Genomic DNA, 22,629 nt, shown 5'->3' with positions numbered 1-22,629 from the left:
CGCTAGTCCAGCGTGCTGTTGGTCATGAAGTGCTTGCGGATGCGCGCGACCAGATCGGTGAAGATCGGGTTCGACATCGCATCGAGCGTGCGCTCGCGGCCGAGCGGCACGTCATAGATTGCGGCGATACCGCCGGGGCGCTCGGTCATGACCAGCACCTTGTCGGCAAGGAACACCGCTTCCGGAATCGAATGCGTAATCAGCAGAATCGTCTTGCCGGTGGTGCGCTGGATGCGCGACAGCTCGACATTCATCTTCTCGCGCGTCATGGCGTCGAGCGCGCCGAACGGCTCGTCCATCATCATGATCTTGGGATCGTGCACCAGCGCACGGCAGATCGAGGCGCGTTGCTGCATGCCGCCGGAGAGCTGCCACGGCAGCTTCTTCTCAAAGCCCTCGAGGCCGACCATTTTCAGCAACTGCTTGGCGCGGTCCATATACTGCGCGCGCGGCAGGTTCTTCATGTCGATGGGCATCAACACGTTGTTGATGATGTTCCGCCACGGCAGCAGCAGCGCATTCTGGAACACGATACCGACATCGCCATGAGGCTCGGTGACTTTCTTGCCGTCGACGTGGATTTCGCCTGATGTCGGCGCAAGAAGGCCCGAGATCAGTTTGAGCAGTGTGGACTTGCCGCAGCCGGATGGGCCGACCACGACAAAGAACTCACCGTCATTGATATGGAAGTCCAGGGGACGCAGCGACTGCACCTGGCCGTCGCCGGTCCCGTAGGTTTTGGAGACGCCGGAGAGATTGATCCCCGACGCCTTCGATGGTGCGGACTGCTCGGATACGACGCGAAGATGCGCACTCGGTTGATCGACGCTCATGGTCCTCATCGCTGCAGTCATTACGGCTAGTCCTGTTGGTTTCGTCAGTTCGGTCGAGATAACCGGTCCGGTTACTTCGGCAGATATTCGTTGGTATAGAAGGCCTTCGGATTTTCCTTGGCCTTGGCTTCCAGACCGCCGTATTCGACCATAAGCTCTACCGATTCCTTCATGTTCTGATCGGTGACCTGGAACGGGCGCTTACCCTTGGTTTCCGGCGTGGTGTAGAGCGGGATGGTGAGTTCGAAGCCCTGGGTCAGGGTCTCGATCTTGCCGCCCTTCGGGTTGGCATCGAGGATCGACTGCGCGGCAGCCTTCGGCTCCTTCGACGCAGCTTCGACCGCCTTGGTGGTGGCCGACATGAAGCGTTTCACGAGATCCGGATTGGCCTTGGCATAGTCGGTATTGGTGATAATGCCCGACGACACGAGATGAATGCCGTAATCGGCAAACTTGATCGGATACACATCCTTGCCGGTGGCATCCTTGATCTTCATGGACTGGTCCATGACGTAGCCGAGCAACAGGTCAGCCTGGCCGTTGATGACGGCGTTGAGCTTGGTCTGTCCGTCGCCGGCGACGGTCTTGAAATCGGATTCCTTGAGGCCCGCCTTCTTGAGGAACAGCGGCCAGATCTGGGTCATGGAATCCGCCGGCGTGATCGCCACGGTCTTGCCCTTGATGTCGTCCGGCTTCCTGATGTTCTTGTCGACGAAGCCCATCACCGACATGGCCGAGGTCTGCAGCAGCACGCCGGTGGCGATCACCGGGGCGCCCTTCACGGCTGCGCGCATCATGGTGGGAACGTCGACATAGCCGAAGTTCACGCTCTTCGCGGCGACGGCCTGCACGGTGGCAGCCGAACCGCGGCCTTCCTGAATGTCGAGATCGATGCCTTCGGCTTCATAGATGCCCTTGGCCTTGCCGTAATAAAACGGCGAATGCTCACCATAGACATACCAGTTGAGCATCAGCGTCACCTTGTCGGCGGCAGCCGCCGGCGTGGCGAGTGCAAGCGTGACGGTGATCGCGGCAGTCGAAACAGCAGTAACCCATTTCAGCATTTTAGCCTCCCATTGAAGCAGGTGATCGCGGCCCGTTTCGCCGGACCGCTTGTTTGGAATTGCAGGTCCCGATCAGGACCCGATGAAGACATCCGCGCGCTGGCTGACGTGCCAGGGAATCGCAAAGCGTTCGATACGATCGACCAGCCAGAACAGAATGACGCCGAGCAGCGCGAGGATGACGAGAGCCGCAAACATCGTCGGCAGATCGAACGTGCCGATCGAGCGCTGCAGCACATAACCGATACCGGAATTGGAGCCGACGAACTCACCGACCACCGCGCCGACGACGGCGAGCGTGACGGACACCTTGAGGCCGGAGAAGATCGCCGGCAGCGCGTGTGGCAGGTTCACGGCGCAGAACACGCGCAAGCGGCTGCCCTTCATGGCGCGGGCGAGATCGACCATGTCGGGATCAACCGACTTGAAGCCCTGCACCGCCGACACGACGACGGGAAAGAAACCGAGCAGAAATGCCGCGATGATCTTCGGCACGATGCCGAAGCCGAACCACACCACGAACAAGGGCGCGATGGCGACTTTGGGAATCGACTGCGAGAACACCAGCAGCGGATAGACATAGCTTTCGACGGTCCGCGAACCGGCGATCAGCATGGCAATCGGGATGCCGAACACGGCGGATGCAAGGAAGCCGAGCAGTGTCGCGTAAGTCGTCGGCCCTGACTGCGCGAGCAGCTCGGGCCAATCGGTGTAGAGCACCTTCACGACGTCGCCGGGCGCAGGGATCTGATAGGCGGGAATGTTGAAGATGCGGATCGCGAGATCCCAGCCGACCACGATCATCACCAGCAACAGGAACGGGCGCAGCCATGAGGCGTTCAGCAGCTTCGATACACTGCCGGGTGCTTTCTTCTCACTCACGCGTCTCGTCTCCCAGATGCCGGCTTCGCGGTCGCATTTAACTCGTTGGATAAATACAGCGCATGGCTTCGCCGTTGTCAATTGGCCGCTTAACTAGCGAAAATTAAACAATGATTTCAGGCGCTTTGGCGGGCCGAGGTGTGGACAACCGTCGCCGGCGGGAGCTGAAATTCGGCCACGGATCGGCCGGTGAGCGCCGCCAGGACGAGTGCCACCATATGCGCCAGCCGCTCGTCCCTCGCCTCCTTCGCCAGCAGATCCCTGCCGAAAATCACGCTGAGCGTGGCGTTGTTGCCGATATAGAAAAAGCTCAGCGCGGCGATGGAAATGTAGAGCTGCACCGGATCCATCGCGACCTTGAAATCGCCTGACGCGACGCCGCGCAAAACCACCGTGCGGATCATCTCCACGAAGGGCGAATGCATCGACTTCACCTTCGTGGAGCGCTTGATGTGCTTCGCGCGCTCCAGATTCTCGGTGTTGAGCAGCGCGAGGAATTCCGGGTTGCGGATAAAATAGTTCCAGGTGAAGGCGATCAGGCTCTCGATGGCCTCGGGCGGATCGAGATGTTCGAGATCGAGCGTGCGTTCTTCGGCGCGGATCTGCTCATAGGCACCTTCGAGTACCGCAAGATAGAGCGCATCCTTGTTGCCGACGTGATAGTAGAGCATGCGTTTGTTGGCGCCGGCCTGCGCAGCGATGCGATCGACGCGCGCACCGGCGAGGCCCTTGCTCGCGAATTCCTTCTTGGCAGCCTCGAGAATGCGCAGACGCATCCCTTCCGGGTCACGCTGCCACTTCAATGCTTTCTTCGGCGCTTTTTTAGTTGTTTTTGCCAAACCCGGATCCCGTCGCTCAGCGGAATGACCCAACAGCCCCACGTCTATCGCGTGTAGCATGCGTTTGCCCGCTTGAGAACAAAGCATGTTCCGGGCCATATGCGCAAATGGGCATCGCCTTTTGCAGGTGCCGTCGCTATCACTGCCCTGCCCCAACCGGACCTGCTTGTGCCTGCCATCATCACAGACCCGTTCTTCTATGCCGTCGCCATTCCGGCGGTGATTTTCCTTGGCCTCTCCAAAGGCGGCTTCTCGGGCGTCGGCATTGCCGCCACGCCGCTGCTGGCGCTGTATCTGCCGCCGCTCGAGGCGGCCGCATTGCTGCTGCCGGTGCTGATCACGCAGGACCTGATCTCGATCTATGTCTATCGCCGCGAATGGGACGCCTCGAATCTGAAGATCATGTTGCCGGGCGCCGTCGCCGGCATGACGCTGGCGTGGCTGCTCGCCTCTTATATTTCCGACAATGCCGTGCGCATCACCGTCGGTCTGATCGGCCTCATCTTCGTGATCGACGTCTGGCGCAAGCGCGCCAGGATCGAACCGACCCGCATGGGCCCGGCCGGTGGCGTATTCTGGGGCGCGGTATCGGGTTTCACATCCTTCATGACCCAGGCGGGCGGCCCACCATTCCAGGTCTATGTGCTGCCGCAGCGGCTACCGAAGCTGGTGCTGGTCGGGACCACGACGATCTTCTTCGCCGTGGTCAATGCGCTGAAGATCGTGCCCTATTTCGCGCTCGGCCAATTCCACGCCGGCAATTTCGCGACATCGCTGGCGCTGCTGCCGATGGCCATCATCGCGAACTTCATGGGCATCTGGCTGGTGAAACACACGCCCACCAATCTGTTCTACAACATCGCCTATGCCCTGCTGCTGGTGATCTCGCTGGTGCTGCTGTGGCAGGGCTGTTCAGTGTTGTGGCGGTAAGATCGACAAGAAAATGCATGGCCGCATTCTCCGCCGTGTTGACATGCTGGACGTCGCAACCTTGCCGGCCGAGATGGCCTGCCCGGCTTCAACTTCCATCCACTGCGCGGCAAACCACAGCGTTATTCCGTTCACGTCAACGGACCATGGTGCATCACATTCGAATTCGAGGCCGGCGATGCGCTTCGTGTCGACTTCGAGCAGTATCACTAAGGGCGCTTCGCGCCGGGGATCAAGGAGAGCCACGATGGTTGAGCAAAATGCCAAGCGCAGCGCGTCCCGCTGCCCAACCCATCCAGGCGCCGTGCTGCGCGAAGACGTGATCCCCGCCGTCAAGCGATCCAAGACCGAGATCGCCCGCCTGCTCGGCATTTCCCGCCAGCATCTGCACGACATCCTCGAAGAGAAGAAGCCGATCTCGCCCGAGGTCGCGGTCCGGATCGGCAAATTGTTTGGCAACGGTGCCGGCATCTGGGTGCGGATGCAGGCAGCCTATGACACATGGCACGCCGAACAGACTGTCGACGTCAGCGGGATCGAGACGCTGAAGGTCGCTTGACGGCGCTCACACATCCTTCCCCGTCCGCTCGATCAGCAGCGTCGGAATTCCGCAGGTGCCATCGCGGAGGCTGACAACACGGGTGCCCGGCTTGCGGCCACTACGCACCTCCGACACGTTGACATGCGCGGCGAGCAAGCGCTCGCGGACGGCATCCGCGTCAGCGACGCGCCAGGTCATGCCCCAGAGCTTGTCGCGATTCTTGTCGGCCTTGTCGTCGGGGCGATGCACGACCTCGACGATCAGATCGCCGCAGCGGAAGAACATCAGATGGCCCCACTCCGGATTGGAGCGATCCAGTGCCATGTCGAGGCCCAGTCGCGCGCCATAGAGCGCAGCGGCGCGCTCCGGATCCTGCGTGGCGACAACGATATGGTCGAGGCCAAGGAACGGCGCATCGCCCACCGCGGGCGACACCGGACGCTCGTCGGACAGTTCGAGAAAGAATTGCCGGACACCGCGTGTCGCGTCGGTGGCCGCACGGGTACGCTTCCAGGAGAGTGTGGCGCCGGTCTCGGTATCCCTGCTCTCGACCTCGGCGATGGGATCAGGCTTCAGCGCCAGGCGATCGAGCCGGCGATGCATCCCAGCGATATCGCCAGTCCGGAAACAGATGCTGGCCAGCGTCGCACCCTGCTCCGGCAGCACGGCCCTGATGCGATCGGCGGCCGGGCCGTGACCGACAGGCGCCATCAGCTCGACCGACATGTTGGCCACCGTGAAGATCGCCATGGCCGCACCGTCGCTGGTGCTGCGCCAGGCGGGCGCGCGGGCGAACAGGGTCTGATAGGTGGCGATCCCCACCTCCAGGTCCTCCAGCAAAATGACGACGTGATCCAGCCCGGCGATCATCGCATCCTCCCGTCTTCGTGGCGTTGTTGTGATCGAACTATGCCAGTTTTCGAGCCGCAATGCTGAAAACCGACTCCACCCGGCTGCGGCATCCTGCGGCATCGCACAATTTCGGTGGTGACCTCGTCGCAACCGCTGTTAAGCTGACTGATGCGCCGTCTCCGGACGGTGCAGCCATCCCTCAGGCGAGACGGACGGATTCATGAAGGCACTCTTTATCGGACAGACCTATATCGACGTCACGTTCATCACCGACCATATGCCGACCGGCGACGAGAAACACGTCGCCTCCGACTATGCCGTGTCATTCGGCGGCAATGCGGTGACGGCGGCCTTCTGCTGCGCCAAGCTGGGCATTGTGCCCGATCTCATCGCCACCGTCGCCAATGACTGGCTCGGCCGCATGTTCATGGACATGTCGGCGAAATACGCCATCGAGGTCCATCCGCGCAAAGTGGCGAGTTCGTCGCTGTCCTTCATCATGCCGAAAGACGGCAAGCGTGCCATCGTCCGCTGCCGTGACGACGAACACATCCATCCGTTCCCCCTGCTCAATCTCGGTGCCTGCCGTGCACTGCATATCGACGGCCATCAGCCCGATGCCGCGATCCACTACGCGAAGCTCTGCCGCGAGGCCGGCATCCTCACCTCACTCGACGGCGGCGGCTTGCGCACCAATACCCATGAGCTGCTTGAGTTCATCGACGTCGCCATCGTCGCCGAACGTCTCTGCGAGCAGATGGACCTGACGCCGGAGAAGATGCTCGATTATCTCAAGAGCCGCGGCTGCCGCGTCGGCGGCGTCACGCTCGGCGAGAAGGGCCTGCTCTGGTATGACGAAGCCGGCACAGTGCACACGCTGCCCGCGCTGCCGATCCCGCGCGAGAAGGTGATCGATACCAATGGCGCCGGCGATGTCTTCCACGGCGCTTACGTCTATTCGTATCTGGCCAATCCCGGCCATAGCTGGGCCGAACATTTCAAATTCGCGCGGGCCGCATCGACCTTCAAGATCCAGCGGCTTGGCAATGAAGCGGGACTGCCGACATTGTCGGATATCGCGGCGGTGCGCGAGGAATATCGGGCGCAGGTGTGACAACCATGGGCCAGGTTGTCGTCGCCGGCAGCATCAATATGGACGTGGTCGCGACAGCCGACCGTCATCCGGCAATCGGTGAGACTGTAGCAGGCCGCGAAGTGTTGTATTTTCCCGGTGGCAAGGGCGCCAATCAGGCCGTGGCTGCGGCGAAACTTGGTGCAGCGACCATGCTGATCGGCTGTACCGGCGCGGATGCCTTTGGCCGCGACACCAGGGCATTTCTGGCCATGCAGGGCGTCGATCTCGCTCACGTGCGTGAGGTCGCTGGCGCCGGCACGGGAACGGCGATCATCACCGTTGCGAAAGCTGAGAACACCATCGTTGTCATTCCCGGCGCCAATGCGTTGGTCAATGCGGCCGATGTCGCTGCGTCCGCATTCCGAAAAGGCGATATCGCCGTCAGCCAATTCGAGATTCCGCTGCCGGCCATCACGGCTTTCTTCACGCGAGCGCGCGCATCCGGTGCAACGACGATACTCAATCCGGCACCGGCGATGCCGATTGACCGTGAGCTGATGGCTCTGGTGGATATTCTGATCCTCAATGAAAGCGAACTCGGCCTGCTTGCAAGTCTCGAACTGCACGACACCGATCCCGATGCGCGCTTCATCGCCGCCGCATCGACATTGCAAACCGATCATCGGCCGAACATCTGCATCACGCTGGGCAAGCGCGGCGCGATCGCGCTGATCGATGGCCGGGTCCACCTCGAAGCCGCCCGCATCGTGAAGGCCATTGACACTATCGGTGCCGGCGACTGTTTCGTGGGGGCTGTTGCCGCAAAGCTTGCGGATGGACATTCACTGCAGAGCGCCATTGGCTATGCTAATGTCGCCGCCTCGCTTTGCGTACAGCGGATGGGCGCCGGGCCGTCGATGCCGACAGCGAAAGAGGTGTCGGCGGCTGCCGGCTAGCGTCAACCCTTCCCCTTCGCCGTCATGAAGTCGAAATCGCAGCCGTCATCGGCCTGCAGGATCGTGGTGTGAAACAGATGCGCATAGCCGCGCTTCGCCCAGTCCGGCGTCTTCGCTGGCGGGAGCGCAGCCTGGCGCTTCGCAAGCTCGGCATCGTCGACCAACAGATCGATCGACCGTTTCGCCACATCCAGACGGATCATGTCGCCGTTCTTCACAAGCGCCAGCGGGCCACCCACGGCGCTCTCCGGCGTGATGTGCAGCACAATGGTGCCGAAGGCTGTACCGCTCATGCGCGCGTCTGAAATACGCACCATGTCCTTCACGCCGGCACGCGCCAGCTTCATGGGGATTGGCAGATAGCCGGCCTCCGGCATGCCCGGTGCGCCCTTGGGACCGGCATTGCGCAGCACCAGCACGTCATCGGCATTGACGTCGAGATCGGGATCGTCGACGCGGTTCGTCATGTCCTCGACGGATTCGAACACCACGGCACGGCCGGTGTGCTGCATCAGCTTGGGCGACGCGGCGGAATGCTTGATGACGGCGCTGCGCGGCGCCAGATTACCGTGCAGGATTGCCAGTCCGCCTTCCCGCTTGATCGGGTTGTCCTTCGAGCGGATCACGTCTTGGCCCGGCACCTCTTCGGCATTCGCCACGATCTCGCGCAATGTCTCGCCGGTGACGGATTTCGCGTCGAGATCGATGAGATCGCCGAGCTGCGCCATCAGCTTGGGCACGCCGCCCGCGTGATGGAAGTGCTCCATATAGTGATCGCCTGACGGCTTCAGATCGACCAGCACCGGCACGTCGCGGCCAAGCTCGTCGAAAGCAGCGAGATCGATCCGGTTCGGCGTGCGGTTGGCCATCGCGGTGAGATGAATGAGGCCGTTGGTCGAGCCGCCGATCGCCTGCAGCACCACCTGGGCATTGCGGAACGAACCCGGCGTCAGAAATTCACTCGGCTTCGGCCCCTTGTTCTTGGCGAGCGTCGCGGCAACCTTGCCGCTGGCTTCGGCGGACCGGAAGCGCTCGGCATGGGGCGCCGGGATTGTCGCGCTCATCGGCAACGACAGGCCCATGGCTTCGGTGATGCAGGCCATGGTCGAGGCCGTGCCCATCACCATGCAGGTGCCGACCGACGGCGCGAGGCGCGCATTCACGTCGTCGATTTCCTGCTGGTCGATCTCGCCGGCGCGGAACTTGCCCCACATACGTCGGCAGTCGGTGCAGGCGCCGAGCACCTCGCCCTTGTGGTGGCCGACCACCATGGGGCCAACCGGGATCACCACCGTCGGCAGATCCACGGACAGCGCCGCCATGATCTGCGCGGGCAATGTCTTGTCGCAACCACCGATCACCACCACCGCATCCATCGGCTGCGCCTTGATCATCTCCTCGGTATCCATCGCCATCAGATTGCGCAGATACATCGAGGTCGGATGGGCGAAGCTTTCGCCGATCGAGATGGTCGGAAACACCATCGGCAGCGCGCCAGCCAGCATCACGCCGCGCTTCACCGCCTCGATGATCTGGGGCGAATTGCCGTGGCAGGGATTGTAATCGCTATGGGTGTTGGTGATACCGACGATGGGCCGGTCCAGCGCATCGTCGGAATAACCCATGGCCTTGATGAAGGCCTTGCGCAGGAACAACGAGAACCCGGCATCGCCGTAACTGGTCAGCCCCTTGCGCAATCCGTCGGCCATGTCGCGTTCCCATTCCAAGCTTGTTTTGAATGCTTCTTATGAAGCCGCCAAAATTCTTGTCAATGCGCGGGACGGACTGGCTGGGCCCCTATTTCGGCTCCCACACCTTACTGAAATCGCCGGCGAATTCGGCGCTGCAAAATGCCCCGCCCTGATAGAAATCACCGACCGGATCGGGTTTCATCTTCGCCTGTTCCGCCATTGCGTGTTCGCGATGATCCTCGGCTTTGCCGACCGGGCGATAGCCGAGTTCATAGGCGCGGGAGTTATCCCACCAGGCACGCTCGTTATAGGAGGCGCCATACAGCACCTCGAAATGGATGGCGGGATGTTCGAGCCCGATCTGGCAGAGCTGCACCAGATCCTCGGGCTTGAGCCAAATCGACAGCCGACGTTGATCCAGCGGACGGTCACCGAAATTGCCGATCCGCAGGCATGTCACCGACAGCCCGTATTTGTCGGCATAGAGCGAGCCCACCACCTCGCCGAACACCTTGCTGACGCCGTAGCGGCTGTCCGGTCGCGCCGTGACATCCGGCGGGATTTTGCTGTGGCGTGGATAGAAGCCGACCGCGTGATTGGACGACGCGAAGATGATGCGCTTGACGCCCTTCTTGCGCGCTGCCTCGAACAAATTGTAACCGCCGATGATATTGGCCCGCAGGATGGTGTCCCACGGACCCTCCACCGAGAAGCCGCCGAAATGCAGGATGCCGTCCACGCCCTCGCAGATCGCCTCCACCGCGGCGAGATCGGCCAGATCGGCCTGCTTGAAATTTTCGTTTGGCTTGAGATTTGGCGGCGTTGTGAGATCGCTCAGCACGAGGTCCGGATAGATCAGCGGGAGCAATTCCCGCAAGCGCGTGCCGATTCCGCCAGATGCGCCCGTCATCAAGATCTTCATTCCGTCCCTCGTAATGTTGTCAGTTGTCAGACAAGTATGGCGCGGCGCGGGCGCGACGGCAAGGCAGTGGAACCGGCATTGCTTGCCGCCTACCCTCGCCAATGTTAGCAAACGCATCCGAGGAAACGACAGAGAACGAGACGCCAATGTCCGACACATCATCGCGCGGCTGGCAGCCGGCGACCTATTATCCCGACCCCGCCATTCACGCCCTCGATCCCCGCTTCGAAAAATACTGGATCAAGCTCGGCGCCATTGAACGCATCGCCACCGGCATGCGCTGGGCCGAAGGGCCGGTCTATTTCGGTGACGGCCGCTATCTGTTGTGTTCGGACATTCCCAACAACCGCATTATCAAATGGGAAGAGGAAACCGGCGCGATCAGCGATTTCCGCAAGCCATCGAATTACGGCAATGGCAACACGCGGGATCGCCAGGGACGCCTGATCACCTGCGAACATGGGCGCCGGATCACACGCACCGAGTATGACGGCACCATCACGGTGCTGATGGATAATTTCGAAGGCAAGAAGCTGAACTCGCCGAATGACGTCGTGGTGAAGTCCGACGGCTCGATCTGGTTCACCGATCCGCCATTCGGCCTGATGAGCGACTATGAGGGCAACAAAGCGCCATCCGAGATCGGACAGAATATCTATCGCATCGATGGCGATACGTTGACGTCCACCATTGTCGCCGACGATGTGCTCGGCCCCAACGGGCTATGCTTTTCACCGGACGAGAAGCTGCTCTATGTCGTGGAATCCCGCGGTGTGCCGAACCGCAAGATTCTCGCTTACGACGTTGCTGCCGACGGCAAGACACTCAAGAACAAGCGCGTGCTGATCGATGCTGGTCCGGGCACGCCCGACGGCATGCGTTGCGATATCGACGGCAATCTGTGGTGCGGCTGGGGTATGGGCAAGCCGGAGCTCGACGGCGTCTTCATCTTCGCGCCCGATGGCGAACAGATCGGCCGCATCGCGCTGCCCGAGCGCTGCGCCAATGTCTGTTTCGGCGGCGTGAAACGCAACCGGCTGTTCATGGCATCGAGCCAGTCGATCTATGCGGTGTATGTAAACACGCAGGGGGCGTTGGGGGGCTGACGGGTACACCGCCCTCTCAACGTCATTGCGAGCGTAGCGAAGCAATCCAGTCTTTCCACGCTTGTGGCCTTCTGGATTGCCGCGTCGCTTCGCTCCTCGCAATGACGGCGGAGAGACCATCGTAGAAACAAAAACGCCGGCATGGATGGCTCCATGCCGGCGTTTTCAGTCACGAAGCTTGCGCTTCAACGACGCGGTCTTACGCCGCGGTGTAGCCGGCGATTGCCTTGACCTCGAGGAAGTCCTCAAGACCGTGCTTACCCCATTCGCGGCCGTTGCCCGACTGCTTGTAGCCGCCGAACGGCGCGGTGCGGTCGTTCGGAGCACCCTGCAGGTTGACGTTGCCGGCGCGGATGCGGCGGCCGAACTTGCGGGCGTTCTCGACCGTGTCAGCCGAGACGTAGCCAGCGAGGCCGTACGGGGTGTCATTTGCGATGCGGAGCGCATCGGCTTCGTCCTTGGACCCCATGATCACAAGCACCGGCCCGAAGATTTCCTCGCGCGCGATGGTCATGTTCTCGGTGACGTCGGCGAAGATCGTCGGACGCACATAGAAGCCCTTGTTGACGCCTTCCGGCAGGCCGGGGCCACCGGCGACCAGCGTGGCGCCTTCCTCGATGCCCTTCTGGATCAGGCCCTGGATCTTGTCCCACTGGCCGCGATTGACCACCGGACCGATCACGGTGCCATCAGCGCGCGGATCGCCGGCCTTGGTCTTGTCGGCCTGCGCCTTCGCGATGGCAGCGATTTCTTTCATCTTCGCCTGCGGCACGATCATGCGGCTCGGCGCGTTGCACGACTGTCCGGAGTTGTTGAACATGTGCGCGACGCCGCCGGTGACGGCCTTCACGAAGTCGGCGCCATCGAGGATCACGTTCGGCGACTTGCCACCGAGCTCTTGGCTGACGCGCTTCACGGTGTTCGCGGCGCGCTTGGCAACGTCGATGCCGGCGCGGGTCGAACCGGTAAAGGAGATCATGTCGATGTCGGGATGTTCGCTCATGGCGACGCCGACGTCGGGGCCCAAGCCATTCACGAGGTTGAACACGCCCTTCGGCACGCCGGCTTCATGGAGGATTTCCGCGAAGATCAGCGCTGAGGTCGGGGTGTATTCCGACGGCTTCAAGAGCATGGTGCAGCCAGCGGCGAGCGCAGGCGCGACCTTGCAGGCGATCTGGTTCAGCGGCCAATTCCACGGGGTGATCATGCCAACGACGCCAATCGGCTCCTTCGTGATCATGGCGGCGTTGTGCGCCTCGTCGAACTTGTAGGTCTTCAGCACGTCGAGCGTGGCGACGAGGTGACCGAGGCCAGCACCGGCCTGCAGCTTCTCGGCCATCGGCAGCGGAGCGCCCATTTCGTCGGAGACCGACGCACCGATATCCGACATGCGGGTCTTGTAGACCGCGATGATCTTTTCGAGCAGCGCGATGCGCTCTTCACGGGTGGTCTGGGAGAACGTCTCGAAAGCGCGCTTGGCAGCGGCGACAGCCTTGTCGACGTCGGCCTTGGAGCCCAGCGCAATGTCGTACATCGCATCTTCAGTCGCCGGATTGACGACAGGGGTGGTCTTTTTGACGACGGGATCGACCCAGGCGCCATCGATGTAGAATTGCAGGCGGTTGACCATTGGTAACCTCTTTGATTGCGGGAACGTCTGTCGTCAGAAAATTCTGTGCAGCCGGGTCTATCTGGGAAGGAACGACACGTCCGGCAAGCACCCTTGCGCGGTCATTTCGCCTCATGAGCCCGTCATGCACGGGGTGCCGCGTGAAAGCAGCAAATGCATATAAATCCAGCCGCGTGGCAGGAGCAAGGCCCCGTGTTTTGCGCGCGTTCTAAAATCGAAATGGCACAGCTTGCCAGCAAAGCGCAGTGTGCATTGCAACAAAATTGAACGAAAAATCAGCGCGACTTTGCGCGGACGGCGATGGGCGCGTCCGGATCGGCTTCGTCATCGGCCATGGTAGAAATCGGCGACATCGGTGTGTCACGCAGCCGCTTCAGGCCAAGATGGCGTTCGCGCAGGATGACGAAGATGCCTGCGCCCGCGACGATTACCGCACCGCCGACCACGTAAGGCGTCGGCACCTCGCCGAACATCCAGAAGCCGAGCAAGAAGGCCCACAGCATCGCCGTGTAGTCGAACGGCGCCAGGAAGGACGCCGGCGCATAGCGATAGCTCTCAGTGAACAGCATCTGCCCGAGCCCACCGGAAATGCCGATGCCGATCAGCAGCGCCAATTCGAAACTCGTCGGCCAGCGCCAGCCGAATGGCGCCGTGAGCAGCGACGCCGCCATCACGATCAGCGTCATGAAGATGACAATCGCGGATGAGGACTCCGTTGCGGTCAGCCGGCGGATCTGGATGGTCGCACCGCCCGACGAGAAGGCATTGAGCAGCGCCAGCGACAGACCGATGATCATCGACGTGGTCAGCGCTGCGTGATCGTGGAAATACGGCGACAGCATCAGGATCACGCCGGAAAATCCGATCGCTACCGCCGACCAGCGATAGGCATGGACCTGCTCTTTCAGGAAGATCGCAGCGAATACCACGGTGATCAGCGGCGCGATGAAGGCAATGGCGGTGACATCCGCGATCGGCAGCCGCGCCAGAGCGCCGAAGGTGCAGAACGTCCCGATCACGCTGAACGAACCGCGCACCAGATGCGCGGAGACGCGGTTGGTGCGCAGCGCGCCGCGCAATTGACCGCGCCAGCCGAAAAAGAGCACGATCGGGATCAGCGCAAACAACCCGCGGGCAAACACGATCTCGCCGAGCGGCACGTCGCTGCCGAGATAGCGCCCCTGCGCGCCCATGATGGCAAACGCCATGGTGCTGGCAATCTTCAGCGACACGGCTTTGAAGATGTTCATGAGTTCGGGGAAATGGAGATCAGAGGAATCGTGGGGTCTTCATGTTGCAGCACACAATCACGTGAGCCTCCTCACGAAAACCGCCGATGCGACATGGCTTGGCGGGTTTCCATGCAAGGCTGCACCTCGCCACAACCCAACCTTGCGCGGGCGGTTTTAGCCCTTTTTGGCGGGCCTGATGGGCCCCTCCGCCGCAGGGAGCGACTTCAGATAGAGCGCCATCGCCGAGCGGTCGTCTGCGCTCAACTGGGAGGTATTGCGGATCACGCGGGCCATGGAGCCACCGGCGGTGTCGCCGTCCGGCGTCTGCCCGGTTTCGAGAAAATACGCGATGTCCTTTTCGCTCCAGTCACCGAGACGCTTTTGGGTGATGTTAGGTACCCAACCCTCTCCGTCAGGATTCGGACCTCCGGCAAAGCGCTGTGCCGTCACGATGTCGCCCAGCGCGTTGCGCGGGCTGTGGCACTCGGCACAGTGGCCCAGCGCATTCACCAGATAGCTGCCGCGATTCCACTGCGGCGACTTCGATGCATCCGCCTCGAAGGGTTTGCCATCGAGGAACAGCAGCTTCCAGACGCCGAGATTGCGGCGGATGTTGAACGGGAATGGCACCGCATGATCCGGCGCCTTGCTGGCGACCTGTGGCAGCGTCTTTAGATAGCCGAACAGATCGCGCACGTCCTCCATCTTCATCTGCTGATAGGACGTGTAGGGAAAGGCCGGAAAGTAATGCGAACCGTTCGGCGACGTCCCCTTCAACAGCGCCGTGACGAAATCAGCCTCGCTCCAGCGGCCTATCCCGGCGACCGGATCCGGTGAGATGTTTGGCACATAGAACGTACCGAACGGCGATGTGAGCGGCAGCCCGCCGCCAAGCTTGAGCCGATCCTGCTGCGCCGGCGTCGCATGGCATGACGAGCAGCCACCGGCATTGAAGACCACTGCGCCATTGCCGGGATTGGGCGTGTGCGGCGGGAGCGTGCTCGCAGCCACTGTTACGGGAATCGTCAGCCACCAGAACACGCCGATGCCGATGACAGCCGCGACAAATGCGAGAATGAAAAGCCGTTTCAGCACGTGCATGTCCAATTGGTATCCGGGTCAAACTTCAGCACATAAAGCGCGTCGAACAGCCGCTGCCGGAACGAAACCGTGATCCATCCCTTAGGCTCCCGGGGGAATGAATTGGCGTCTCGGATGTTTCCAGCCATGACGACCTCACCATCATCAGGGAGAAAACCATGTCACCTCGTTCGATCATGCTCGCGTCCCTCGCACTCGGCGCCAGTATCGCCCTCGCCGGCCCCGCTTCCGCCGACAAGATGAAGGCGACCCTCGACAGCGCCTCCGAAGTGCCCGCCAATACCAGCGCCGGCAAGGGCACCGCCGATATCGACTTCGATCCCGCCACCAAGAAGCTGACCTGGAAGCTGACCTATTCCGGCCTCACGGGTCCTGCGACCATGGCGCATTTCCACGGCCCCGCCGAAGCCGGCAAGAATGCCGGAGTGGCCGTACCGATCACACCAGCCACATCCGGCTCCGAAGGCAGCGCCACGCTGACCGACGCACAGGCCGCCGACCTGTTGGCCGGCAAGTACTATGTCAACATCCACACTGAGGCTAACAAAGGCGGCGAGATCCGCGGACAGGTGACGAAGTAACATTCGTGCCGAACATGGCTTGGACACGAGGGCGAGTGCTACAGCACTCGCCCTCGTGCTGTCGGGAAACATCTCATTTCCGGAGCAAGACATCCACTTGAACAATGTAAGGACTTTCCTTACATTGTAATCTGAGGATGCTCGATGATCACCAGCAAGATGACCAGCAAGGCTCAGACGACGATCCCCCAACCCGTGCGCGCGGCGCTTGGGCTGAAGGAAGGCGACGAGATCGCCTATGCCATCGAAGAAGGCCGCGTCGTCCTTACGCGTGCCGAGCAGAGCAAACCCGAAGACCCCTTCGCCACATTCGACGAATGGGATAGCGCCGCTGACCGGAAGGCCTATGGCCGACTTTGAGCAAGGCGATATCATCCGCGTCCCATTTCCTTATACAGATAAGGACACGAGGCAACGTCGCCCCGCTTTGGTCGTGTCTTCCGGCCCGATAGGAGAAGCCAGCGCGTTGCTCTGGGTCGTCATGATTACATCCGCAGAGAACAGGCCATGGCTCGGCGATGTACCCATCCCGAGCCACGAGCGTAGCGGCCTCCCCGTCGCATCAGTCGTTCGCCCGTTCAAGATCGCGACCATTGAAGTTCGGCACGCTGACCGCATCGGCAAGATCGCCAAGCCTGCGCTTCGAAATGTCATGCACCAACTTCAGACAATCTTGTCCGTAAATAGCTCTGCCGACTGAGGTCTGACTCAGATCTTGAGCCTGAACGTCTCGTGACAGCCACCGCATGCCTTGCCGATGCCGCCGACATTCGCCTTGAGGCTGTCGAGATCCTTGATCTTGGCCTTGGCGTCGGTGACGGCCTTGGTGAAGGTGACGATGTGGGCATCGAAACCGGCCTTGTCTTCCCAGACCTTCGGCGACGTCGAATAGTCACCCTCGACCTTCAGACCCTTGGTGCTGTCCGGAAACAGTGTCGGCAGCTTCTTGGCGGTTTCGTCCAGCACGGTCAGCGCGGCCTCGACCGCGGCCTGATCATAGGGCTTGTCGCCCTTGGCCATCGCGCTGAGCGTGCCGCCAAGAGCGCGACCATTGGACTTCATCAGCGTCTGGCGTTCCTTGACGATCTCTTGCTGGGCCGAGACCGCCCCCACACCCAACAGCAAAGCTCCGACAACGAGAAGCGCACGTTTCATCAACCAATACCCCTGTTTGGAATTCGATTAGGACTAGTTCGCAACATGTAGATGAACCCCGCCGCCATCCGGCTATTCCCGGCGGCGGCGCTTTACAGCGTATGGAGCCGTTCGTGCTCGCGGATCGCCATCCACACCCGCTCAGGAGTTGCGGGCATGTCGATGTGCTCGATTTTGTATTCGCGATAGAGACCATCGATGATGGCGTTCATCACGGCCGGACAGGAGCCGATAGCGCCAGCCTCGCCAGCCCCCTTCACCCCCAGCGGATTGGTCACGCAGGGGATGTTGTGGGTCTCGAACGAGATCGGCGCGCCGTCGGCCGCGCGCGGCAGCGCATAGTCCATGAAAGTGCCGGTGACGAGCTGGCCGTCCTCGGGATCATAGATCGCCTGCTCCATGAGCGCCTGGCCGATGCCCTGCATGGTGCCGCCATGAACCTGGCCGGCCAGCAGCAACGGATTCAGCGTGACGCCGAAATCGTCGACGATGACGTAATTGACAATGGCGATCTTGCCGGTCGCAGGATCGATCTCGACTTCGACCAGATGGGTGCCGTTGGGGAAGGTGCCGTCGGCGCTGCTGAAGGTTTCAGACGCATTGAGCTTCGACGGATTGGCCTTCTTTGCGAGATCGGCGAATGACACCGAGCGATCAGTGCCGGCGATCTTCACCACGCCGCCATCGATCTCGAGGTCGGCGGCGCTGGTTTCCAGCACATCCGCCGCCAGCTCCTTGAGGTTGATACCGAGCTGCCTGGTGGCGCGCTGCACGCTGACGCCACCGGTCGGGATCGATGCGGAGCCGCCGGTACCGAGACCGGTCGCCACCTTCGCCGTGTCGCCCTGGACGATGTGGACGCGGTCCGGTGTCACACCGAACTGTTCGGCGACGATCTGGGCATAGGCGGTGTGGTGACCCTGCCCGGTCGATTGCGTGCCGATCAAAATGGTGATGTCGCCATCGGCGCCAACAGCAACATTGGCGGTCTCGTCGCCCATAGTGCCGCAGACTTCCACATAGGTGGCCATGCCGATACCGCGAACCAGGCCCTCCTTCTTCGCGGCCTTGGCCCGCTTTGGAAATTCCTTCCAGCCCGCGACATCCATCGCGCGTTTCATATGCGCGGTGAAATCGCCGGAGTCGTACACCTTGCCGGTCGCGGTCCTGTACGGCATCGCCTTCGGCGGGATGAAGTTCTTGCGGCGGATCGCATCCGGCGACATGCCGAGCTTGCGCGCGCATTGATCGACGAGACGTTCGACGACGTAAGCCGCCTCCGGACGGCCGGCGCCGCGATAGGCGTCCACCGGCACGGAGTTGGTGAACACCGTGCGCACGCGGCAATGGAATGTCTGGATGTCGTAGAGACCCGGCAACATGCCGGCGCCGCCATGCGGGATGTAAGGTCCAAAGGTCGACAGATACGCGCCCATGTCGGCCATCAGGTCGACATCCATGGCGAGAAACTTGCCATCCTCGCTCAGCGCCATGCGTGCATGGGTAACGTTGTCACGGCCCTGCGCGTCGCCGAGGAAGTGATCGGTACGGTCCGCCGCCCACTTCACATTCTTGCCGAGCTTCTTGGCGGCAAAGGCCACCAGCGCATATTCGCGATAGGGAAACAGCCGCGTGCCGAAACCACCGCCGACATCGGGACAGATCACGCGCATCTTGTCCTTGGGCATCTTCAGCACGTTATCGCAGAGGATGTCGCGCAGACGATGGCTGCCCTGGCTGCCGATGGTCAGCGTCATGTAATCGCGCTTGGCGTCGTATTCACAGATCGCCGCGCGGGTCTCCATATAGTTGATGATGACGCGCGGATTGACGATCTTCACCTCGGCGACAACTGGCGCCTTGGCGAACACCGCATCGACCGCCTTCTTGTCGCCGATCGGCACATCGAACAGGACGTTGCCGGGATGCTTGGCCCACACCTGCGGCGCGCCCTTGCCGACGGCATTGACCAGACCGTTCACGGACGGCAGCGGCTTCCAGTCGACCTCGATCGCCTCAATCGCATCACGCGCCTGCGCTACAGTCTCCGCAACGACGAAGGCCACGGCGTCGCCGACATGGCGGACTTCCCCGGCGGCGAGGATCGGATAATCCGGCCCGGTGAAAGGATGATCTTCGAGATTGAACAGGCAGGGCAGACCGCCGAGGTCCTTGGTGTCTTCCGCCGTCAGAATCGCAGCGACACCCGGAAGTGTGTGCGCGTTGCTGACATCGATGGTGAAATTGGCATGGGCATGCGGCGAGCGCAGCACGAGGGCATGCAGCGTGGCGGGCGCGTGATCGTCGGTATAGCGGCCATGGCCACGAATGAGGGCGTCGTCTTCCTTACGCAGGACACTCTGTCCGACGCCGAATTTGATGGGGGCCATCGTTCCTCCGCATGCAGTTTAGACTCAATCTACACTGCGGGAGAACGGCGGCAAGTGGTACGGGGGCGTCGCCCTGCCCGACTTTGGGACACGATGAAGCGAGCTATCTGGCGCGGACCAGGCTGCCCAGCCAGCTTTTGCCGAAAAGCATTAGGACCAATGCCGAATAGACCAGGACGATCACGATGATGAGAATTCCCAGCGTCGCTTCGTCGCGGAGGCTGGTGAGGCCCGCAAACTGCTCCGCTGCAAGACGCGCAGTCCCCCACAGGACCGCGGCCAGGACCACGCCGGTCAGCGCGAATTTGCCCAGCGCCAGCAGGAACGCGCGGTCGAATTCGAGATAACCGGCCCGCATCGCGAAGAAGATGACCAGCAACAGATTGATCCAGGCGCCCGCCGCGGTGCCAAGTGCGAGGCCGATCTGCGCCAGAGGTCCCATCAGCAGAATCTTCAGCGCGACGTTGACCGCGATGCCGGTGAGCGCGGCAATCATCGGCGTCGTGGTGTCCTTGCGGGCGTTGAAGGTTGCGACGGCGCTGCGGATCATCACGAAGGGGATGAGTGCGATGGCATAGGCAGCCAGCGTCGCCGCAGCGACGGCGGCATCGGCCTTGGTGAAAGCCCCGCGGGCAAACATCGCCCGCATGATGACATCGGGCACCACCAAAAATGCGGCGACGAAGGGCAGCGAGAACAACAGCGTGAACAGGAAGGCGCGGCGCTGCGCGCCCATGGCGCCAACGTGATCGTCTGCCGCCATCCGCCGCGACATTTCCGGCAACAGTACCGTGCCGATGGCGATACCGATCACCCCGATCGGCAACTGGTTGAGACGGTCGGCATAATACAGCGCCGACAGCGCGCCTACCGGCAAGAAGGTCGCGATGATGGTATCGGCAAATAATGCGACTTGCGTGCCCATTGAGCCGAGCGTCGCGGGGCCGAGCGCGCGGAAGAATCCGCGCACATCCTCGTCGAGGCGCAGCGGCGCAAAACGAGGAAGTCCGCCATGGCGCTGCAAGTCGCCGGCGAGCAGGAAATATTGCAGAAAGCCCGAAATCAACACACCCCAAGCCGCCGCGTGACCTGCACTCGGAAAGAACGCAGCCAGAGCCAGTGTCGCCATCATTGAGATATTGAGGAAGATCGAGGCCGCCGCGGCACTGGCAAAGCGCTGCATGACGTTCAGCATGCCGCCATAGAGCGTCACCAGCGTGATCAGCAGCAGATAGGGAAAGGTGATGCGTGTCAGCTCGATGGCGAGATGACGCTGCGCGGGATCATCGGTGAAGCCCGGCGCGAGGATGCTCATGGCCTGCGGCATGAACAGAATGGCCAGGATGAGCAGCACGACCTGTGATGCAAACAGCAGCGTGAAAATGCGGTCGGCAAACAGATGCGCCGATGCCGGGCCGCCCTTACCGGTCACATGGGCATAGGCCGGGACGAAAGCGGCATTGAACGCGCCCTCGGCGAAAATGGCGCGGAAGTGATTGGGCAGCCGCAGCGCCACGAAGAAGGCGTCAGCCACCGGCCCGGCGCCAAGGATCGCCGCGAGCATGATGTCGCGCGCGAAACCGGTGATCCGCGAGAGGAGCGTATATCCGCCGACGGTGAAAATGCGTCCCAGCATCAGCCGCTTCTACAGCATGAAGCGGCGGTGCAAAATGCTCAACTTAGGTCGCCAGCGCGTCGCGCACAGCCTGGATGACACGATCCTGGGTAGCCTCGTCGAGATAGGCATGCACTGGCAAGCTGATGACATCTGCCGACAGCGCCTCACAGACCGGCAAACCGCCATCGACGACCGGATAGTCCTTATAGGCCGTCTGCATATGCATCGACTTCGCGTAATAGATCGCTGATGGCACGCCCTGCGCCTTCAGCGCATTGGCAAAGGCGTCGCGGTCGGCGCCCTTGGGCAGACGGATCACGTAGCAGGCCCAGATCGACGTATTGCCCTCGGCGACCCGCGGCACGGTGACGAGATTGCCGAGGCTGCGGGCGTAGCGGTCGGCTACTTTGTTGCGGGCGGCGATTTCGTCGTCGAAGATCTTCAGCTTTTCCAGCAGCACCGCGGCCTGGATGGTGTCGAGGCGGCCGGTGATGCCCAGGCGGACATTGTCGTATTTGTCGGAGCCCTGGCCGTGGATGCGGATGCTGCGCAGGTCCTCGGCGAGCTGGTCATCATCGGTGAAAATCGCGCCGCCGTCGCCGAAGCAGCCGAGCGGCTTGGCCGGGAAGAAGCTGGTGGTGGTGGCCAGCGCCGAGGTGCCGACGCGCTTGCCTTTATAGGTCGCGCCGAAGGCCTGCGCGGCGTCTTCCAGCACAAACAGGCCCTCGGCCTCGGCGATGGCGTTGATCGCATCGAGATCCGCGGGCTGGCCGAACAGATCGACCGGGATGATCGCCCGAGGCTTGAGGCCGGCCTTTTTGGCGGTGGCAATGCCACGCTTCACGGACTCAGGGCTGATGTTGAAAGTGACTTCGTCGACTTCGACAAACACGGGCGACGCGCCGACCAGCGCCACGGCCTCGCCGGTGGCGCAGAAGGTGAAGGACGGGCACAGCACGGCATCGCCCGGGCCGACCTTTTTGGCCATCAGCACCATCATCAGCGCATCGGTGCCGCTGGCGCAGCTGATCACATGCTTGGCCCCGCAATATTTGGCGAGCTCGGCCTCCAACTTGGCGACTTCCGGGCCGTTGATAAACTGACAGTGATTGAGCACACGGGTGACCGCCTCGTCGATCGATGTGCCGAGCCGCTGACGCTGCGCATTGAGATCGATGAAGGGAACGGGGTCGATACGGGTGTGCTGGTTCATGATGCCTGGCCTGCAGAA

General features: G+C 61.9%; 22 protein-coding genes and 1 pseudogene. 9 read left to right on the top strand and 14 right to left on the bottom strand.

Translation table 11 applies throughout. The annotated features are described in order from the left end of the window. Positions 1–2: 2 nt before the first annotated feature. The 4 genes from CHC01_RS24275 to CHC01_RS24260 form a co-directional block, all read right to left on the bottom strand. On the bottom strand, positions 3–854 hold the full coding sequence (locus CHC01_RS24275) for an ABC transporter ATP-binding protein (RefSeq protein WP_089266959.1): 852 nt from the start codon (positions 852–854) through the stop codon (positions 3–5). Between the two features lie 50 nt (positions 855–904). Then, positions 905–1,897 (bottom strand): ABC transporter substrate-binding protein, encoded by a 993-nt coding sequence (locus tag CHC01_RS24270; RefSeq protein WP_089266958.1) that lies wholly within the window; start codon positions 1,895–1,897, stop codon positions 905–907. 72 nt (positions 1,898–1,969) lie between these two features. Then, positions 1,970–2,701, bottom strand: coding sequence for an ABC transporter permease (locus CHC01_RS24265; RefSeq protein ID WP_246297556.1), 732 nt, complete (start codon positions 2,699–2,701; stop codon positions 1,970–1,972). A gap of 194 nt (positions 2,702–2,895) precedes the next feature. Beyond that, positions 2,896–3,555: a TetR/AcrR family transcriptional regulator gene (locus tag CHC01_RS24260; RefSeq protein WP_309949136.1), complete on the bottom strand. Its 660-nt coding sequence runs from the start codon at positions 3,553–3,555 to the stop codon at positions 2,896–2,898. 231 nt (positions 3,556–3,786) lie between these two features. Here CHC01_RS24260 and CHC01_RS24255 point away from each other — a divergent pair, with 231 nt between their 5' ends. From CHC01_RS24255 to CHC01_RS24245, 3 genes and pseudogenes are all read left to right on the top strand, one after another. Beyond that, positions 3,787–4,548 carry a sulfite exporter TauE/SafE family protein gene (locus CHC01_RS24255; protein WP_089267285.1) on the top strand — a complete coding sequence of 254 codons (762 nt, stop codon included), beginning with the start codon at positions 3,787–3,789 and terminating at the stop codon, positions 4,546–4,548. Position 4,549: 1 nt separating this feature from the next. Next, positions 4,550–4,761: pseudogene (locus CHC01_RS24250) on the top strand (type II toxin-antitoxin system RelE/ParE family toxin). 34 nt (positions 4,762–4,795) lie between these two features. After that, on the top strand, positions 4,796–5,107 hold the full coding sequence (locus CHC01_RS24245; RefSeq protein ID WP_089266955.1) for a HigA family addiction module antitoxin: 312 nt from the start codon (positions 4,796–4,798) through the stop codon (positions 5,105–5,107). Positions 5,108–5,113: 6 nt separating this feature from the next. Here CHC01_RS24245 and CHC01_RS24240 read toward each other — a convergent pair whose 3' ends face one another. Beyond that, positions 5,114–5,959, bottom strand: coding sequence for a VOC family protein (locus CHC01_RS24240; protein ID WP_089266954.1), 846 nt, complete (start codon positions 5,957–5,959; stop codon positions 5,114–5,116). A 202-nt stretch (positions 5,960–6,161) separates the two neighbouring features. On the opposite strand from CHC01_RS24240, the gene CHC01_RS24235 reads away from it, so the two are divergent. Both CHC01_RS24235 and CHC01_RS24230 read left to right on the top strand, forming a co-directional pair. Beyond that, positions 6,162–7,055, top strand: coding sequence for a sugar kinase (locus CHC01_RS24235; RefSeq protein ID WP_089266953.1), 894 nt, complete (start codon positions 6,162–6,164; stop codon positions 7,053–7,055). Between the two features lie 5 nt (positions 7,056–7,060). After that, a complete protein-coding gene (locus CHC01_RS24230; RefSeq protein WP_089266952.1) occupies positions 7,061–7,972 on the top strand; it encodes a ribokinase in 912 nt (303 codons plus the stop codon). Between the two features lie 2 nt (positions 7,973–7,974). Here CHC01_RS24230 and CHC01_RS24225 read toward each other — a convergent pair whose 3' ends face one another. Together CHC01_RS24225 and CHC01_RS24220 are read right to left on the bottom strand one after the other, a co-directional pair. Further along, positions 7,975–9,681 carry an IlvD/Edd family dehydratase gene (locus tag CHC01_RS24225; protein WP_089266951.1) on the bottom strand — a complete coding sequence of 569 codons (1,707 nt, stop codon included), beginning with the start codon at positions 9,679–9,681 and terminating at the stop codon, positions 7,975–7,977. Positions 9,682–9,769: 88 nt separating this feature from the next. After that, a complete protein-coding gene (locus CHC01_RS24220; protein WP_089266950.1) occupies positions 9,770–10,585 on the bottom strand; it encodes an NAD-dependent epimerase/dehydratase family protein in 816 nt (271 codons plus the stop codon). A gap of 146 nt (positions 10,586–10,731) precedes the next feature. On the opposite strand from CHC01_RS24220, the gene CHC01_RS24215 reads away from it, so the two are divergent. Next, a complete protein-coding gene (locus CHC01_RS24215) occupies positions 10,732–11,691 on the top strand; it encodes an SMP-30/gluconolactonase/LRE family protein (protein WP_089266949.1) in 960 nt (319 codons plus the stop codon). 199 nt (positions 11,692–11,890) lie between these two features. Here the strand turns inward: CHC01_RS24215 and CHC01_RS24210 are convergent, their stop codons facing one another. The 3 genes from CHC01_RS24210 to CHC01_RS24200 all read right to left on the bottom strand — a co-directional run bounded on the left by CHC01_RS24210 (position 11,891) and on the right by CHC01_RS24200 (position 15,648). Then, positions 11,891–13,321, bottom strand: coding sequence for an aldehyde dehydrogenase family protein (locus tag CHC01_RS24210; protein WP_068738114.1), 1,431 nt, complete (start codon positions 13,319–13,321; stop codon positions 11,891–11,893). Positions 13,322–13,596: 275 nt separating this feature from the next. Further along, positions 13,597–14,571 (bottom strand): DMT family transporter, encoded by a 975-nt coding sequence (locus CHC01_RS24205; RefSeq protein ID WP_089266948.1) that lies wholly within the window; start codon positions 14,569–14,571, stop codon positions 13,597–13,599. Positions 14,572–14,727: 156 nt separating this feature from the next. Beyond that, a complete protein-coding gene (locus CHC01_RS24200; protein WP_089267284.1) occupies positions 14,728–15,648 on the bottom strand; it encodes a c-type cytochrome in 921 nt (306 codons plus the stop codon). Positions 15,649–15,812: 164 nt separating this feature from the next. On the opposite strand from CHC01_RS24200, the gene CHC01_RS24195 reads away from it, so the two are divergent. The 3 genes from CHC01_RS24195 (at position 15,813) to CHC01_RS24185 (ending at position 16,935) form a co-directional block, all read left to right on the top strand. Beyond that, a complete protein-coding gene (locus tag CHC01_RS24195; RefSeq protein WP_089266947.1) occupies positions 15,813–16,235 on the top strand; it encodes a CHRD domain-containing protein in 423 nt (140 codons plus the stop codon). 144 nt (positions 16,236–16,379) lie between these two features. After that, positions 16,380–16,595 carry a type II toxin-antitoxin system PrlF family antitoxin gene (locus CHC01_RS24190; protein WP_089266946.1) on the top strand — a complete coding sequence of 72 codons (216 nt, stop codon included), beginning with the start codon at positions 16,380–16,382 and terminating at the stop codon, positions 16,593–16,595. Further along, positions 16,582–16,935 carry a type II toxin-antitoxin system PemK/MazF family toxin gene (locus CHC01_RS24185; protein ID WP_089266945.1) on the top strand — a complete coding sequence of 118 codons (354 nt, stop codon included), beginning with the start codon at positions 16,582–16,584 and terminating at the stop codon, positions 16,933–16,935. The genes CHC01_RS24190 and CHC01_RS24185 overlap by 14 nt, the downstream gene beginning before the upstream one ends. 8 nt (positions 16,936–16,943) lie before the next feature. On the opposite strand, the gene CHC01_RS24180 is transcribed toward CHC01_RS24185, so the two are convergent. The 4 genes from CHC01_RS24180 to CHC01_RS24165 form a co-directional block, all read right to left on the bottom strand. Then, positions 16,944–17,390 (bottom strand): c-type cytochrome, encoded by a 447-nt coding sequence (locus tag CHC01_RS24180; protein WP_089266944.1) that lies wholly within the window; start codon positions 17,388–17,390, stop codon positions 16,944–16,946. A gap of 92 nt (positions 17,391–17,482) precedes the next feature. Further along, on the bottom strand, positions 17,483–19,780 hold the full coding sequence (locus CHC01_RS24175; protein WP_089266943.1) for a xanthine dehydrogenase family protein molybdopterin-binding subunit: 2,298 nt from the start codon (positions 19,778–19,780) through the stop codon (positions 17,483–17,485). A gap of 103 nt (positions 19,781–19,883) precedes the next feature. Continuing rightward, complete coding sequence (murJ, locus tag CHC01_RS24170) at positions 19,884–21,416, bottom strand: murein biosynthesis integral membrane protein MurJ (RefSeq protein WP_089266942.1); 1,533 nt, start codon at positions 21,414–21,416, stop codon at positions 19,884–19,886. 43 nt (positions 21,417–21,459) lie between these two features. Continuing rightward, positions 21,460–22,611, bottom strand: a complete 1,152-nt coding sequence (locus tag CHC01_RS24165; RefSeq protein ID WP_089266941.1) for a DegT/DnrJ/EryC1/StrS family aminotransferase — start codon at positions 22,609–22,611, stop codon at positions 21,460–21,462. Between the last annotated feature and the right edge of the window lie 18 nt (positions 22,612–22,629).

The organism is Tardiphaga sp. OK246 (assembly GCF_900188215.1).
GTDB classification, from domain to species: Bacteria; Pseudomonadota; Alphaproteobacteria; order Rhizobiales; family Xanthobacteraceae; genus Tardiphaga; species Tardiphaga robiniae.
The sequence above is the reverse complement of the archived record's forward strand: the minus strand, read 5'-3'. Positions and strand labels throughout refer to the sequence as shown.

Coding starts and splice junctions, on each gene's coding strand:
- CHC01_RS24275 (WP_089266959.1), bottom strand. CDS start 854: ATGACTGCAGCGATGAGGACCATGAGCGTCGATCAACCGAGTGCGCAT.
- CHC01_RS24270 (WP_089266958.1), bottom strand. CDS start 1,897: ATGCTGAAATGGGTTACTGCTGTTTCGACTGCCGCGATCACCGTCACG.
- CHC01_RS24265 (WP_246297556.1), bottom strand. CDS start 2,701: ATGATCGTGGTCGGCTGGGATCTCGCGATCCGCATCTTCAACATTCCC.
- CHC01_RS24260 (WP_309949136.1), bottom strand. CDS start 3,555: ATGCGTCTGCGCATTCTCGAGGCTGCCAAGAAGGAATTCGCGAGCAAG.
- CHC01_RS24245 (WP_089266955.1), top strand. CDS start 4,796: ATGGTTGAGCAAAATGCCAAGCGCAGCGCGTCCCGCTGCCCAACCCAT.
- CHC01_RS24240 (WP_089266954.1), bottom strand. CDS start 5,959: ATGATCGCCGGGCTGGATCACGTCGTCATTTTGCTGGAGGACCTGGAG.
- CHC01_RS24235 (WP_089266953.1), top strand. CDS start 6,162: ATGAAGGCACTCTTTATCGGACAGACCTATATCGACGTCACGTTCATC.
- CHC01_RS24230 (WP_089266952.1), top strand. CDS start 7,061: ATGGGCCAGGTTGTCGTCGCCGGCAGCATCAATATGGACGTGGTCGCG.
- CHC01_RS24225 (WP_089266951.1), bottom strand. CDS start 9,681: ATGGCCGACGGATTGCGCAAGGGGCTGACCAGTTACGGCGATGCCGGG.
- CHC01_RS24220 (WP_089266950.1), bottom strand. CDS start 10,585: ATGAAGATCTTGATGACGGGCGCATCTGGCGGAATCGGCACGCGCTTG.
- CHC01_RS24215 (WP_089266949.1), top strand. CDS start 10,732: ATGTCCGACACATCATCGCGCGGCTGGCAGCCGGCGACCTATTATCCC.
- CHC01_RS24210 (WP_068738114.1), bottom strand. CDS start 13,321: ATGGTCAACCGCCTGCAATTCTACATCGATGGCGCCTGGGTCGATCCC.
- CHC01_RS24205 (WP_089266948.1), bottom strand. CDS start 14,571: ATGAACATCTTCAAAGCCGTGTCGCTGAAGATTGCCAGCACCATGGCG.
- CHC01_RS24195 (WP_089266947.1), top strand. CDS start 15,813: ATGTCACCTCGTTCGATCATGCTCGCGTCCCTCGCACTCGGCGCCAGT.
- CHC01_RS24190 (WP_089266946.1), top strand. CDS start 16,380: ATGATCACCAGCAAGATGACCAGCAAGGCTCAGACGACGATCCCCCAA.
- CHC01_RS24185 (WP_089266945.1), top strand. CDS start 16,582: ATGGCCGACTTTGAGCAAGGCGATATCATCCGCGTCCCATTTCCTTAT.
- CHC01_RS24180 (WP_089266944.1), bottom strand. CDS start 17,390: ATGAAACGTGCGCTTCTCGTTGTCGGAGCTTTGCTGTTGGGTGTGGGG.
- CHC01_RS24175 (WP_089266943.1), bottom strand. CDS start 19,780: ATGGCCCCCATCAAATTCGGCGTCGGACAGAGTGTCCTGCGTAAGGAA.
- murJ (WP_089266942.1), bottom strand. CDS start 21,416: ATGCTGGGACGCATTTTCACCGTCGGCGGATATACGCTCCTCTCGCGG.
- CHC01_RS24165 (WP_089266941.1), bottom strand. CDS start 22,611: ATGAACCAGCACACCCGTATCGACCCCGTTCCCTTCATCGATCTCAAT.